This window comes from Bacillus sp. T-10(2022), from assembly GCF_056502895.1.
Genome location: NZ_CP113518.1, coordinates 2,932,936 through 2,948,693, shown reverse-complemented (window position 1 = coordinate 2,948,693; position 15,758 = coordinate 2,932,936). Strand labels below are relative to the sequence as shown.

General features: G+C 31.2%; 11 protein-coding genes. 8 read left to right on the top strand and 3 right to left on the bottom strand.

Translation table 11 applies throughout. The annotated features are described in order from the left end of the window. The first annotated feature begins 4 nt into the window (after positions 1-4). The 8 genes from OSJ91_RS14400 (at position 5) to OSJ91_RS14365 (ending at position 9,239) form a co-directional block, all read left to right on the top strand. Entirely contained in the window at positions 5-1,195 is a 1,191-nt protein-coding gene (locus tag OSJ91_RS14400; RefSeq protein WP_485889901.1) for a glycosyltransferase, read from the top strand. Positions 1,196-1,213: 18 nt separating this feature from the next. After that, complete coding sequence (locus OSJ91_RS14395) at positions 1,214-2,248, top strand: glycosyltransferase family 2 protein (RefSeq protein ID WP_485889900.1); 1,035 nt, start codon at positions 1,214-1,216, stop codon at positions 2,246-2,248. A 21-nt stretch (positions 2,249-2,269) separates the two neighbouring features. Next, positions 2,270-3,430, top strand: coding sequence for a polysaccharide pyruvyl transferase family protein (locus OSJ91_RS14390; protein ID WP_485889899.1), 1,161 nt, complete (start codon positions 2,270-2,272; stop codon positions 3,428-3,430). A 12-nt stretch (positions 3,431-3,442) separates the two neighbouring features. Continuing rightward, a complete protein-coding gene (locus tag OSJ91_RS14385; protein ID WP_485889898.1) occupies positions 3,443-4,633 on the top strand; it encodes a glycosyltransferase in 1,191 nt (396 codons plus the stop codon). A 19-nt stretch (positions 4,634-4,652) separates the two neighbouring features. After that, complete coding sequence (locus OSJ91_RS14380) at positions 4,653-5,834, top strand: glycosyltransferase (RefSeq protein ID WP_485889897.1); 1,182 nt, start codon at positions 4,653-4,655, stop codon at positions 5,832-5,834. A gap of 14 nt (positions 5,835-5,848) precedes the next feature. Beyond that, positions 5,849-7,021, top strand: coding sequence for a glycoside hydrolase family 88 protein (locus OSJ91_RS14375; RefSeq protein WP_485889896.1), 1,173 nt, complete (start codon positions 5,849-5,851; stop codon positions 7,019-7,021). 8 nt (positions 7,022-7,029) lie between these two features. Beyond that, complete coding sequence (locus tag OSJ91_RS14370) at positions 7,030-7,587, top strand: acyltransferase (protein WP_485889895.1); 558 nt, start codon at positions 7,030-7,032, stop codon at positions 7,585-7,587. Between the two features lie 104 nt (positions 7,588-7,691). After that, on the top strand, positions 7,692-9,239 hold the full coding sequence (locus OSJ91_RS14365) for a lipopolysaccharide biosynthesis protein (RefSeq protein ID WP_485889894.1): 1,548 nt from the start codon (positions 7,692-7,694) through the stop codon (positions 9,237-9,239). A 165-nt stretch (positions 9,240-9,404) separates the two neighbouring features. On the opposite strand, the gene OSJ91_RS14360 is transcribed toward OSJ91_RS14365, so the two are convergent. From OSJ91_RS14360 to OSJ91_RS14350, 3 genes are all read right to left on the bottom strand, one after another. Further along, on the bottom strand, positions 9,405-12,593 hold the full coding sequence (locus tag OSJ91_RS14360) for a BppU family phage baseplate upper protein (RefSeq protein WP_485889893.1): 3,189 nt from the start codon (positions 12,591-12,593) through the stop codon (positions 9,405-9,407). A gap of 460 nt (positions 12,594-13,053) precedes the next feature. Then, a complete protein-coding gene (locus OSJ91_RS14355) occupies positions 13,054-13,206 on the bottom strand; it encodes a hypothetical protein (protein WP_214768322.1) in 153 nt (50 codons plus the stop codon). Positions 13,207-13,221: 15 nt separating this feature from the next. Then, positions 13,222-15,396: an Ig-like domain-containing protein gene (locus OSJ91_RS14350; protein WP_485889892.1), complete on the bottom strand. Its 2,175-nt coding sequence runs from the start codon at positions 15,394-15,396 to the stop codon at positions 13,222-13,224. Between the last annotated feature and the right edge of the window lie 362 nt (positions 15,397-15,758).

The window sequence follows — 15,758 nt, the reverse complement described above, 5'->3', positions numbered from 1 at the left end:
GAAAATGAAAAATATATTAATTTCCTCATTTGATATGGAAGTTGGCGGGGTAGAAAGAAGTCTTGTAAGTATGCTGAATAATTTTGATTATGAAAATTATAAGGTTGATTTAATGCTTTATAAGCATGACGGTGAATTTATGAATTTAATTTCTAAGGAAGTTAACTTAATAAAGGAAGATCCTCATTATTCCACTTTCAGAAAATCAATAATCAAAACAATGGTAGATAAGAAAATAGCAATCGGAATAACGAGAATTGTTTCGAGATTAAATGCTGTTATAAGAGGTAAAATAAAAAAATATTCAGAGCCTGGTTATTACCAAATGCAATTGATGTGGAAATATGCCCTTCCATTTTTACCTAAATTAGACAAAGAATATGATACGGCTATCAGCTTCTTATGGCCACATTACTTTGTTGCTAAAAAAGTAAAAGCGAAAAATAAAATAGCTTGGATTCACACGGATTATTCTACTGTAGAAACAAATATAAAGTTAGACTTAAAAATGTGGGATATGTTTGACCAAATAATTGCAGTATCTGAAGCTTGTAAACAATCATTTTTGGTTAAATATCCAACCTTGCACGGAAAAGTCAATGTTATAGAGAATATTACTTCTCCAGACTTTATAAAAAAAATGGCCAATGAAAATGTTACTAATCCATTAATTAATGATAAAAGGTTCAAAATCATTACAGTAGCTAGGTTATCTCATGCCAAAGGTATTGACCTAGCAATCGAAGCCATGAAAACGCTCAAAAACAGAGGCATAAATAATATATCGTGGTATGTAGTTGGGTATGGTGGGGACGAGATAAAATTAAGAGAATTAATTAGAAAATATGAACTTGAAGACCGATTTATTTTATTAGGAAAAAAAATAAACCCTTATCCTTATATAAAAGCAGCTGATTTATATGTGCAACCATCAAGGTATGAGGGGAAAGCTGTTACAGTTACGGAAGCAAAAATACTAGGTAAACCTATATTGATAACTAACTATCCAACAGCACATAGTCAGATAGAAAACAATAGTGACGGGGTCATATGTGAGTTATCCGGTAATGGGATTGCTAAAGGTATTGAAAAATTGAAAAATAATAATAATTTACGTGAATTATTAATAAAAAATACCAAAGAAACAAATTATAGTAATAGTATCGAGTTAGAAAAGTTATATAGTATCAGTTAATTAAGATTGGGATGATTAATGTTGAACATAAAAGTTAGTGTAGTTATCCCCGTATTTAATGCAGGAGAATACATTGAATATTGTATCAAATCACTGTTAAACCAAACACTTTATGAATGTGAGTTTATATTTATAAATGATGGATCAATAGATAAGAGCAAAGAAACAATTGAATATTATAATCAAAAAGATTCTCGAATAATTTTAATAAATCAAGAAAATCAAGGAGTAAGCAAAGCACGTAACAAAGGTTTGAAGCTAGCTAGCGGGGAATATGTAGGTTTTGTTGATGCTGATGATTTTGTAGCAGAAACTATGTTTGAAAATTTGTATCAAACTGCAATAAAAGAAAATTATGATTCTGTAATATCAAATTATGAGATGCAAATTCAAGGACATAAGATAAAAACTCATTTTCCTTTTCCTGAATCCACTTTACTAGATAAGGAATTTATACAAACTCATATAATGGCTTACTTTTTAAAGTCAGATAATTTAAATAGCGTTTGTAATAAACTTTATAAAAATAAATTAATTAAGGAGTTTAATCTTTCATTCCCTGAAAATATGGAACTAGGGGAAGATGGTTTCTTCAATATGAATTATTTTTCTAGATCGGATACTTCTATTTATATAAACTATTCAGGGTACTATTATAGAGATGTATTAGGGAGTGCAACAAGGAATATTGCAGAAAAAGATTATTTTAATCAAGCTTTAGAGGTTTACAATACTATAATTCCGAAAGAATTGTTAAATAATATCAATCAAAAAAATGTTAAAAAGCATCAGGCGGTTAAGCTTATTAGCAGCGTTTTATCGTACATCCATATTTATTTATCACCAACAAAAGAAATGAGTTTTAGTAATAGAATTAAATATGTAAAAAAGATGTTGAGTAACAATTGTGTTCGAGAAGCATTATCATTCTACACTCAAGAAAAAGATAGTTCAATTGGAAATTATGAAAGGTTGCTTATAAGAATGATGAAAAATCAAAATTTGTTAGGTGTTTATCTGGTAACTTCTTACAGCAGGTTGAGAAATAAATAATATTCAGGGAGATAAATTTGAATGAAAATACTAATGTTTGCACACGATGGTAGTTTAAATAGAGGATGTGAGGCTATCGTAAGATCCTCGACTTCTTTAATAAAGGAATCGTTAGAAAATTCAAAAGTATATTTAGCATCTGGAAAGCCAGAAACAGATAAAGGTATTTTAAAATTAGATAAAATCTTTGATGGATCGATATCCTCAATTAAAAAGTACTCTCCTCAATGGTTATTATCTTCTATTAACATAAAGCTTTTTAATAATGAGTCCTATGCATTAGGAGAAATTCATAAAAAGACTATTCGACACATCAAAGAAGCGGATGTTTGTCTATCTATTGGTGGAGATAATTATTGTTACGGTGAGCAACCAGGTTGGTATGAAATTAATAAAAGAGTCAAAGCTAAAGGGAAAAAGTTAGTTTTGTGGGGATGTTCAATTGGGGAAGAGGATATGAGTGAAAGAAAACTTCAAGATTTAAAATTATTTGATTTAATACTTGCTCGCGAAACCATCACTTATAGTATGTTAAAGGCGAAAGGGTTATCTAATGTGAAGTTATGTGCAGATCCTGCATTTACGATGGAAAAAGAAGAGTTACCATTACCAAATGGTTGGCAAGAAGGTAACACAATAGGACTTAATTTTAGCCCACTAATTATGAAAAAAAATAAAGATTCAAAAAATGCAGTCTTGAAACTTATTAATCATATTTTAAACTCAACAGACTTTACAATTGCGCTTACACCTCACGTTACAGAACAACAGAATAACGATTTTGAAATATTGAATGAATTCTATCATGAATTTAAGGATTCTAAGAAAATTATCTTATTACCAAATGATCTGAATGCAATTCAATATAAAGGTTATATTGCTAGAATGAGATTTTTTATAGGAGCAAGAACCCATGCAACGATTGCAGCATATTCTAATTATGTACCAACTTTGGTACTAGGATATAGCGTAAAGTCAAAAGGAATATCAAATGATATATTTGGTGAAGAAAAATTGGTTTTAGGACTAGAAGAATTATCAGATACTAAGATACTAATAAATAAATTTAAAGAAATGGTAAAAGAAGAAAATGAAATAAAGAAAATCTTATATAATTCTGTTCCAAAAGTTAAGAAGATGTCTTATAAATCAGTAGAATATTTGGATGAGCTACTTAAATAGTTGGGAGAATTCATGAAAAAAAATCTCTTATTTGTTATGCCAAGCCTTTCAGCAGGAGGCGGGGAGAAAAGTTTAATTAATTTACTTTCAATGATTGATTACAATAAGTTTAACGTAGATTTATATTTATTCAATAGCACGGGATTATTTATAAATTCTATACCTTCAAAAGTGAATTTATTGAGTGAATCAAAAAACAGAAAAATATTTACTACCCATCTTTCAAAATCCATTGTTCACTTTTTAAAAAAGGGACAGGTCCAATTAGTACTTAATAGAATTATGTTTACTATGAAAAATAGAATCATAAAAACTCCAGCACTTTCAGAACAGTACACTTGGAAAAATCAAAAAATATCCTTTGAATTTTTAGAAAAAAATTATGATATAGCTATTGGTTATCTTGAAAAATCGTCCATATACTTTGTAGTTGATAAAGTTCAAGCAGAAAAAAGAATAGGTTGGATACATACTAACTATTCAAATTCGGGTATGAATCCTAAGTTTGATTATCCTTATTTTAATCTATTAGATAAAATAGTGACAGTATCTGAAGAATGTGCAAGTGCTCTCGAAGAAAATTTTTTCAGCATAAAGGAAAAAATTAAAGTAATCCATAATATTGTATCACCGGAAGTTATAAATAAATTAGCTGCTAAAGATATAGAAGACACAGTGATTTTCAATAAAGAATATATAAATATTGTTAGCGTTGCAAGGTTAAGTAATGAAAAAGGGATAGATATTGCCATTAATACTTGTAAATTGTTGATTGAAAAGGGATTAAAAATTAGATGGTTGGTTTTAGGTGAAGGTAAAGAGCGACAAGAATTAGAATCATTAATAAAAATTCATAATTTGATTGATAATTTCAAACTATTGGGAATTACGGAAAATCCTTATCCTTATATAAAAAAAGCAGACATATATGTACAGCCCTCAAGATATGAAGGGAAATCAATTGCAATAGACGAAGCAAAAATCCTTCACAAACCAATAGTTGTAACCAGATTCGATACTGCAAAAGATCAAATTAAAAATGGAATAAATGGATTGATTTCAGATATGAACCCAGAAGGTCTTTCGGAACAGATCGAATTATTGATAAATAATGAAAGCTTAAAAGATAAGTTAATTACCAATTTATCTAAAGAAGAAATAGGAACTGAAGGAGAAATTCATAAATTATATGAACTTATGTAAAGTTAGGTAGGTGTTCATAATGAAGAAAGAACTATTATTTGTTATAAACAATTTAAATTGTGGTGGAGCAGAAAAAGCTCTAATATCTCTTTTGGAAACGATAGATTACTCACAATATAGTGTTGATCTGCTTTTGTTTAAACAAGAAGGACTGTTCCTTAATAAAATACCAAAAAACGTTAACTTATTAAAAGAACCCGAAGGTTTTCAATACTTTGATATGTCTTATAAAAAAGCTATAACAGAATGCTTTAAAGCAGGTAAGTTAAAAACTATTTGCTATAGAATTCGCGCTGGGTACATATTTAAAAAAGAAAAGAATAGAGCTAAATGTGAACAAAAAGTTTGGAAATTCCTTTCCAGCTCTATAAAAAATTTAGATAAAACCTATGATGCAGCGATTGGATATTTAGAAAAAAATCCAATATATTTTTGTATAGATAAGGTGAATGCAAAAAAAAAGATTGGTTTTATCCATAATGATTATGACAAATTGGGGATGGATTCTGTAATAGACTTCAATTACTTTAAAAAACTAGATTTTTTAGTGACAGTATCCGAAGAGTGTGCAAGTGTGTTAAGAAAAAGGTTCCCTTTGTTTGGTCAAAAGGTGACGGTTATGCATAATATCATTTCTCCTAAAATAGTGAACAAAATGTCTTTAGCAAAGATAAATCAACCACTTGTTAAAAACACAATTGTTACTGTAGGAAGATTAAACTATCAAAAAGGATATGAGATGGCGATTAAAGCCTGTAAATATTTAATAAACAGTGGTTATGAAATTGTTTGGTACGTTATTGGAGAAGGGCATGAACATTCAAAATTACAAAAATTGATCATAGAGAATGATTTACATAATTCCTTCGTTTTACTGGGAATTAAAGAAAACCCTTATCCTTATATAAAACAAGCCGATATTTACGTTCAACCTTCCAGATTTGAAGGTAAATCTATAGCTATCGATGAAGCCAAGATTTTAAATAAACCTATTGTAGTAACTAATTTTACCACAGCAAAGGATCAGATTAACCACAACGAAAATGGGCTTATCGTAGATATGAATTATCTTTCAATTGCAAAAGGTATTCAAAAATTAATTGATAATGAAGAATTAAGAACGAAATTCACTAATAATCTTTCTAAAGAAAAGTTAGGAACGGAATTCGAAATAAACAAATTATACCAAATGATTACCTAATAAGGAGGTTAGTAATGATAGTTAGTATAGCAATACTCTGCATAATAATTTTGATTTTACTCATAGATGTAACCCCAATATTTAAAGATTGGTTTAAAAGAATACATATCGGCAGGTTTACAAATGAAAAAATATGGAAAGAAAGAATAACTGGAAAAGCTGTTAAATGGTTAATAAAAACACCCTCTGTAAAAGTAACTGATAATAATCGGCTAATTGCAATTGATATGATAAAAGGGAACTACAAAAGTAGTTCAATCCAACATTGGCAAGAAGCTGGTTTAATATTAGGTTTATCAGAATATTTGAAAGTTACTGAAGATAAAAATGCGCAAAAACAAATTTATAATTTTCTGAATCGTAAGTTTGACAAGAATGGTCACTGGAGAGAAAAACCTAAACATGTCGATGGAGCTATACTCGGTTATTCAATTATGAAACTTGATTTTATTAATATAGTCGATTATAAACCAGCTTTAGACACTATTTGGAATGTAATTAGAGAGCATCTTGGAAATGATGGAACAGTCGAATATAGAAACTCTATGAAAAACTACCGATATGTTGATACAATCGGTTTTATTTGTCCTTTTTTAGTCTCATATGGTATAAGGTTTGGAATTGAAGAGTGTATTCATTTAGCAATAAAACAAATAAAGGAATATGAGAAATATGGAATGTTGGAAAAACATTATCTTCCTTGTCATGCTGTTACTATAGACAATAAGTTACCTGTAGGTATATATGGATGGGGAAGAGGGTTAGGCTGGTTTGCAATAGGAGTTATAGATACATGGGATGGCTTTCCTAAAGATCATCCTTATAAAAAAGATTTAGAAATAATCATTAAAAAGTTTTCTATCGAAATCTTAAAATATCAACAACCTGATGGTAACTGGAACTGGTCAGTAAATAGAAAAGAAAGTCGGGCAGATTCATCTACAACTGCTACTCTTGGTTGGTTTTTAATAAAAGCTTCCAAAATAAAGGATATTTCCACTCCTTGTCAGGAAGGGGCAGAAAAGTCAATAAAATATTTAATGAGTGTAACACGAAGAAACGGGGAAATTGATTTTTCACAAGGAGATACAAAAGATATTGGTGTTTATTCAATGTTGTTTAATATTCTCCCTTTTACTCAAGGGTTTTCTATTAGATTATTAAGTTTAAAAATACAAATAGGGTGAGGAGTATATTGAAGAAATTATTTAATTTTATTAGAGCGAGAACAAGAAAAATACTTTTTGAAGAGATTTGGTTAGAAGATTATATAAAACAAGGTATGATAATTGGATCAGGCTGCTCTATTCAGCCAGGTGTGATATTTGATTATTCACATTGTTGGTTAATTAGAATTGGAAATAATGTTACCATAGCTCCTGAAGCATATATCTTAGCACATGACACTAGTACAAAAAGGTTAATAAAGCATACTAAAATAGCTAATGTTTCAATTGAAGACAATGTTTTTGTTGGAGCAAGATCAATAATTATGCCAGGCGTTACTATAGGAAAGAACTCATTAGTTGCTGCAGGAAGTGTTGTAACCAAATCGGTTCCAGAAGGAAGTGTTGTTGCAGGTAACCCAGCTAAAATAATATCCACTATGGATAAATACCATGAAAAAATTAAAAATCAAATTTTATCAGCAAAGGTTTATGATAAAAGATATACGATAAATGGGAATATTACAAGTACTCAAAAAGCTAATATGTATAATGAATTGAGTGAATCTGAAGGATTCGTTGAATAAATCTTTCAATAAAGTTCTCAAAAATAATGGATGTATTTTCAGACCCACTCGTTTATGTGATGGGTTTTTTTAAAATTTAAACTGCGTTTTGTTAGGAGAGAACCATGAGAACAAGAAATTCAATAATTAATATCTCATTTGGGTTAGGAAGTCAGATAATTATTACAGCATTAAGTTTTTTTTCTAGAACAGTTTTTATTAATAGTCTGGGAATTGAATATTTAGGAATAAACGGACTACTTACCAACATTCTTGCCATGTTATCATTAGCAGAAGCAGGTATAGGCTCTAGTGTTATTTATAGTCTATATAAACCAGTTGCTGAAAATGATCATAGAAAAATAAATATGTTTATGAAATTTTATAAAGACGCCTATTTTATTATTGCTATTATCGTTTTACTACTAGGTCTTCTATTAATGCCTTTTCTTCACTATTTTGCTAAAGGTACAAATATTGACAATATCAATATAATATATTTAATATTTTTAATTAATACAATACTACCATACTTTTATATTCACAAAAATTCTTTTTTAAATGTGTCTCAAAAAGGATATATTGTAACGACAATTTATACCTTTTCATCAGTCATAACTATAGGTGTTAAAATTGTAATATTACATTACACACAGAATTATATTTTATATTTATTGATTGATAGTGCAACTACAATAATCACGTCAATAATTTTAGTGAAAATCGTTAATAAAAAGTTTCCATTTTTAAAAGAAAAGGTTAAAGATAAATTAGATCCTGAAACAAAAAAAGGAATAACTAAAAATGTAAAAGCAATTTTATTACAAAACATAGGTAATTACCTGGTTGTTGGTACCGATAATATTCTAATTTCTACCTATATAAGTGTTGCAGCAGTTGGAATATACTCTAATTATAATATGTTAATAGAAATCTGTAGGAATTTCACCTATCAAATTTTTAATAATATATATCACAGCGTGGGAAACTTAGTAGCTATAGAAGAAAGTAATAAGGTATATGAAATATTTAAAGTTTATAATTTTTTAAATTTCTGGTTATATTCTTTTTTTTCAATTTGTCTATATATTCTAATTAATCCATTCATTACACTTTGGATTGGGTCTGAATTTTTAATGGAATCAAGTATAATTATTATTTTATTGATGATTTTTTATGAACGGGGAATGAGAAATTCTATTTCTACTGTTAAAACCACAGCTGGAATTTTTCATGAAGACAGATATGTTCCCCTTTTACAGGCAACTATAAACTTAGTTATTTCAATAATATTAGTTAAAAGCTTTGGTATGATTGGAATTTTCATTGGAACTTTATTAAGTTCACTCTTATTTCCATTTTGGACAACTCCTTTTTTAGTTTATAGGAAAGTTTTTAATAGAAAAATAAATACCTACTACATTAACTATTTATATTATATAGCTGTTGGAGTTTGTGCTTGTTTAATTACAAACTATTTATGTAGTTTTATCGTACATAATGGTATATTGAGCTTTTTATTAAAAGTGGTCATTAGTATAACTGTACCTAATATCCTTTATGTTTTAATATTTTATAGAACCAATGAATTTAAATATTTAATGGAGATTACTTCTAGACTTATTTTAATGATTTTTTCTAGAAACAAATTGTATAAAAAAGTAGAATTGTGAATTTTCAATTGGGGTAAGGTATCCGATTCTTTATTTAATTATATATACTTCTAGAAAGGGATCATTGGGGTAAACAAAAGAGAAAATAAATTATTGAGGGTTAGATAAAGATAATATAGGGAGAAACATACAACTCCCTATTAGTAAAAATATTTTGTATCTTTATTAAGATATGATGTTATTAGGGTCATGAACTTTATAATTCGCATTTGCATGTAATTTGCTAGTTGAATACGCAGTTCCATTTAAGATATTTCTGGTAAAAACTGAATCGGCTTGTGTGCCTAGGGAAATATTTAAGGCTCCTTTACCATCAAATATATTATTAACTATACGGTAGTTCTGTGTTCGGGCCCAAACAGTCAAGGTTGATTTATTGAACTTATTGTTCAATAGAGCTTGACTAGAACCAGCACTATAGATCACCCCTAATGGAGAATTGAAAGTGTTTTCTTTAGTAATATCACCTATCATATTTTCCCAAGCATCTTCCCAGTCTATATCACAACCCGGCATACGACCTTTGTTATTTGAAAAGGTGTTACCTTTTATAAGCCAATCTTCACCACCACACATCGAGAGACCAGTACTAAAGTTGTTTTCAATAGTACAGTCTATAATAAAGCATTTCTTAGGCATATCAACTGTTCGAATGAAAGCTATCGCAGAAAAGTCATTGTCTTGGGACGTTGGTGAGTCTTTCTGATAAATAACTATTTTCGCATATTTAGCACTAGAAGGCTTAACATAATTATAGAATTGTAAATTATACATTTGAGAGGTTATATAATCTTTACTCGAATTATAAAAATGTATACTGTACAAACGAGAGCGTAAGTAGTTATACCCATAATAACCTTGATTATAACCAATCATAAAGTATTCACCCAGACCAGATAGATCGAGGTAATTTATACTTCTCCAATGATTTAATTTAATGGTATTGTCTATGGCGCCATTAGATGTTATGTTACCAGGTTCGAAGTTCTCTTTGGTTATGTTACGACTGGTGGTTCCAGATTTAATAAGATTATTCTGAGTGATAATGTTGAATCCTGGAGATTTACTCACAGTACAAGATTCTAACCCAGATTTGTAACCACCCTTAAATTTAACTGATATGCAATTCTCTACTGATGCAGAGATGGTAGTGGAATCAGCTTCACCAAATATGTGAGCGTCATAAAGTTTGGAATTGGAAACACCATTAAACAAAAACATTACATAACCTGTTGAAGTTAACACACTAGGTTCAATATTTATTCTTGATCCGCTGAAGTCTACAAACATTTCTGTTGGAATTTCTATCGTTCTTACTGTGGGATTCACTAAATAGGTACCAAATGGGAATACTATTTTTTTATATCCATTACTTGAAGCGTAATTCAAGGCTTTTTGGATGCCGATAGTAGTATTTGAAGAGTTTGTATTATTAAGGCTAAGAGAGTATTCTACAGAATTAACAATATAAGTTTCAGTAGGTAGGATTATTTTTTTCTCTGATTCTATTACTGTAACAGTAAAGGATTTTGAATATTTTTTTGTACTGTCATACGCTGTAATCATCGCGGTTCCAATAGAAATGCCTTCTAGTACGCCATATTTTACAGTGCATACGTTCGGGTTGGAGGATTCCCACAATACAATATTATCGTTCAATACATCAAATGGAAGTTCAGATGAAATTGCTGTTGCCATAGCTACGTAACTTTCTCCTACCATCAAAGTTTCAAGGGACCTATTAATTGAAATACCATCAATGACTCTTGTTGATGTAGGGGGGGGCGTTAAAACTTGTTCACCCACAATTACATTAACATAATTGACAAAAAGTATTTCATTATAATAAGTGGAAAGTTTTATATTTGTCTGCCCCATATTAACTCCTCTAATTAGACCCTCGGCATTTACAGTTACAATTCCAGTGTTTCCACTTTCATAGGTTGTAATTAACTGACTTGTATATTGATTAGGTGAGGCTGTTACTAATAGGGTTTGGCTATCTCCTATTTCCAAGTTAACCACTTCAGGTAATACGGAAACTCCCTCTATGGCTGTATTCTTTTTATAGGCTTGATAATTACTTAATATCTCGTTATCTGTAAGCATTCTGTTATATATGGAAAAACCAGCTAAAATCATCGAATTGGTATTAAGAGCTACAATGTTTCTGCGAATATACAATGGTTTATTTATTAGTGAATTAATGAACTTAGTAAAAACAGGAGGAGCTATAATTGTAGTTGATTTGGCCCCATTTATATAAAAAGTGATGGACCCTAGTGGATTTATTTTTACAGTAATTACATCTATGGCATTTGAATCCCTCTTATTTATTACATTAGAGAAATTATACTTAGTGTAATCTTCCATACTAGTAAACTGAGTGCCCTGTACATAGTGACTCTTAGTAGTTAGGTCAGTCGCTAAGTATTTATAGTCTAATTGTATTAAACTAGAAACAAATAGACGCCATTCGATTGGATCTGTTCTAAAAAGTACTCCATTTGTATTATAGCTGGCTATTTGAAGGGTTAGTCCATTGCTAAGGTCTAAATACTCCTTTAACGGACTGTTGTTAGTAGGTATGCTTATATATCCTGTTGGTTTAAGCAGCAAACCTTTATCTTGGGTGTATCCATCATTAATACCATCATGTCCTACATTAACTAACGTAGCACTTACATTGTTCACAGTATCCAGTATAGAATTAGATTTAGAGCCTTTTTTCTTAGTGAAATCATAATTCAATACCAGTGAATTAGTACTGATTCCTGCTGTAATATCTATATTTCCATCTGAATACTCTTCTTGCTTTGAGTTTTTTGAACTAGAAGTCATAGGGGCCGTACCATCTTTAGTAAATATTTCAGATTTTTCAATACCGGGGAGTGTATTCGTTTGTTTACCTGTGAATGTACTACTATTGGGTATTATAGAGAGTACGGGGGGGATTGAACATTGATTTTGATTTGGGCTATATAAAACTTCATTATTGAGAATACCTTTTTTTGAAATATACTTGAATTCATTTGTAATAAGAACCAGGTTAGAATCAAAATAGACCATCACTTCTGCCCAGTGGGTTCCTTCAACATTATATGCCTGCGAGTCAACCACTACTTCACATAATCCATTTATCGCGTCCGTGATAATACAGTCTTGAGAAAAAATATTATTATCTGGCTTTTTATATACAATACGAACAACAGCTCTGGTTAAATTCAATGGATTGCTGTCTTGGGTAATAGCGATAAAAAATTTAACTGAATTTAAATCGTTAGTATTTACTGTATATACACGGTTATTGAGATATTTCAAAGTATCTAATGTAATATACAAAGGTTTATACATTTCTCCACCTCCTATAACCAATATATTCATACCATCTAAATTGGTTATGGACAAAGGTTGAGAAAATGTTAAGTATTATCCAATTAATTCCTACATACAGAAATATGTCTATTAGGCTTGATGAATTTTATATAAATTAATCTATTAAACGATTAAATCTATTAAAGGTATTAAACCCTTTTAAACCTAGTCCAGAGGATTATATTTTTAGGATTACTCTAGATTTGTATTTATACAAATAGAAGTCATTAGTTATTGAAACATTAACTTAATAGAAATAGAAGGCTGCTTATATCAAAGAAATGTGTATGGGAGCCATTTTTTATATTGAAAAATGCTTCCATACACACTATGTCCATACGATAATTCTTTGTGAACCTGTTATAAACTGGTGTTAAAATGAATTTTAATGCTACTTAAACAACTTACTTAATGATTAATCTCAACGGGCTTACAGGTATCAAGGAACAAAAACCCTTACCCAGCATCCATCTATATATTGGAATTCCCAATGTCCCGTTGCAGAAGAGATGGCTGTTTCAAAGGTAACAATTTGATGATGCAATACTTTAGGCGCTTCGTATTTCTTTTTTGCTTTGATTTGCTTTTCCATAATTATTCCTCCCAATTATTTAGAACATGAGCATGTTCCTTTGTCAAAATCATATAGATTGATTGTTTCTTTATTGCCAGCATTGTCAATGCTGTAGTATTCCAATGTGTGGGTTTTATCGGCAGTGACATCAAAAGGTTTTGTATAGACCTGCCAAGTTCCTCCGTTTATTCGGTATAATGTTTCTTTTACTCCAGATTTATCATCTGAGGCATTGTAGGTAACCGTCAAGGCTATTACATAGGTATTTTTGTCGTTAAAAATAGGAGTCATTTTATTTTTCGTAATCGGTGGTATGGTATCCGGATCGACAACTGTTATGATAGCTGAGTCTGAAAAGCCACCTTCCTCGGTTGTGACTGTAATTGTTGCTTGACCTATACCGACCGCATGGACAACCCCGTTTACAACGGTAGCTACACTAGAATCTGATGTAGTCCAGTTTACATTTTGGTTTGTTGCATTGGAGGGATTAAGCTTTGCTGTTAAACTTTGATCTGCGTCTCCAAGATTGAAATTCAGGCTTTTAGGATCTAGAGATACACTTACTATTGGGGCTGTGACAATGACAGTAGCAATATCCGTGAACCCGCCATCTTCTGTTGAAACTGTGATGATGGCTTTACCTGGTCCAACAGGATGGACAACACCGTTATCAACGGTGGCAACACTTGAATCTGAACTGGACCAAGTGACATTCTTGTTTGTTGCATTAGATGGTGAAACCGTTTCTGTTACACTTTTATCTTTTCCGCCAACAATAAGTTCAAGTGTGTCAGGGTCAACCGTTACTCCAGTAACCGGTACGGTAACAGTAATATTTGCTGAAGCTGTGAAGCTGCCATCCTCCGTGGTAACAGTGATTGTTGCTTGGCCTGGTCCGACAGGGTGGACGATACCATTATCAACGGTGGCAACACTTGAATCTGAGCTTGACCAAGTGACGCTCTTGTTTGTTGCATTGGATGGTGAAAATGTTCCTGTTAAGGTTCCGTTTTTTCCACCAACAATCAAGTCCAGAGATGCAGGATTCAGTGAAATACCCGTAACAGGTATTTTGACAGTAACAGATGCTGAAGCTGTGAAGCTGCCATCTTCCGTGGTAACAGTGATTGTGGCTTGGCCTGGTCCAACTGGGTGGACGATACCATTATCAACGGTGGCAACACTTGAATCTGAGCTTGACCAAGTGACATTCTTGTTTGTTGCATTGGATGGTGAAACCTGGGCGTTTAAAGCTTTATCCTCACCGTCAACCGTTAGATTCAAAGAATCCGGGCTAATGTTTACTCCAGTCACTGGGACTGTTACGGTCACTTTAGCTGTTTCCTGTATTTTTCCATCTTCTGTAGAAACAGTGATGGTAGCCAACCCTGGACCTACTGGATGGACTATTCCATTTATAACAGTTGCCACATTCGAGTCGGATGTAGTCCATATTAATTTTTTGTTTGTTGCATTGGATGGAGTGATGGTCGCAGTTAAGATCTCATCTTTTCCACCAACAGTCATGTCTATATTCTTCGGATTAAGTGATAGACTCTCAACAGGTACTAGTTTACTAGCACAAACGGTCACTATTGACCAATCGAACCGCCCATTGTTAGTGAAAACCTTTATTATGGCGATTCCTGGCCTTACGGCGTGAACCCTACCGTCTGAAACGGTAGCTACTCGTGGGTTTAAAGAAAACCAACTAAGCTTTTGATTTGTTGCATTCTCCGGTATGACTTTGGCTGTTAATTGCGATTCATCATTAACAGTAAGATTTACTAGTTTCGGATTTAACGTAACACTTTTTACGGCAATATCCGGTTCACATACTATTACTTTCGTTCTCGCCTTAAAATTCCCATCTTTTGTCGTGACTGTAACAGTTGTTGTACCCGGACCTTTCGGATGGACTATACCGTCGTTAGAAACCGTTGCGACTCGAGTGTTTGATGAAGACCAAGTCACTTGCTTATTTGAAGCATTAAAAGGTTTGATCGTTTCAACAAGTTCCACATCTTTATCATTAATTTTCATTTTTATAGTCTCTGGAGCTAGAGAAATCCCTGTCACATGAACAGGTTTACTTCCTTTTCCACCTCCATTTGTCGCATATGCCTGCGAGTTGCCCACAAGACATAAAAAAAGGATTGCAATCGTTAAAATTGTGAGCGTTTTAATATTCCTTGCAAATGACATGAAATTTCCCCCTGTGTTAAATGTTTATATAAGCTGAATTTTCTTGTAAATCCCCTCCTTTTCACACATGAAGCCTTTATTTATAAAGAATAAGTCTAGAAAAAAACAGGATGTTTGTAGTGGTATGTTTTCCTCACTCATTCGTTACATCTCATGTTTATAATATTTACTAGAACTAAATACCTGACTTTTTTTAGAATACCATCGTTCTTCATAAAGAACAATATGCGTTTATGAAAATTATTTAATTCAGTAAAAACAATTAAATAATAAGGTAAAGTATAAGATAACTTGTGCTTTATATACTTATATTTTTAATTCAGGTAGCTGAAAATGTTCTTTAAAAAGAATATATAATGAAT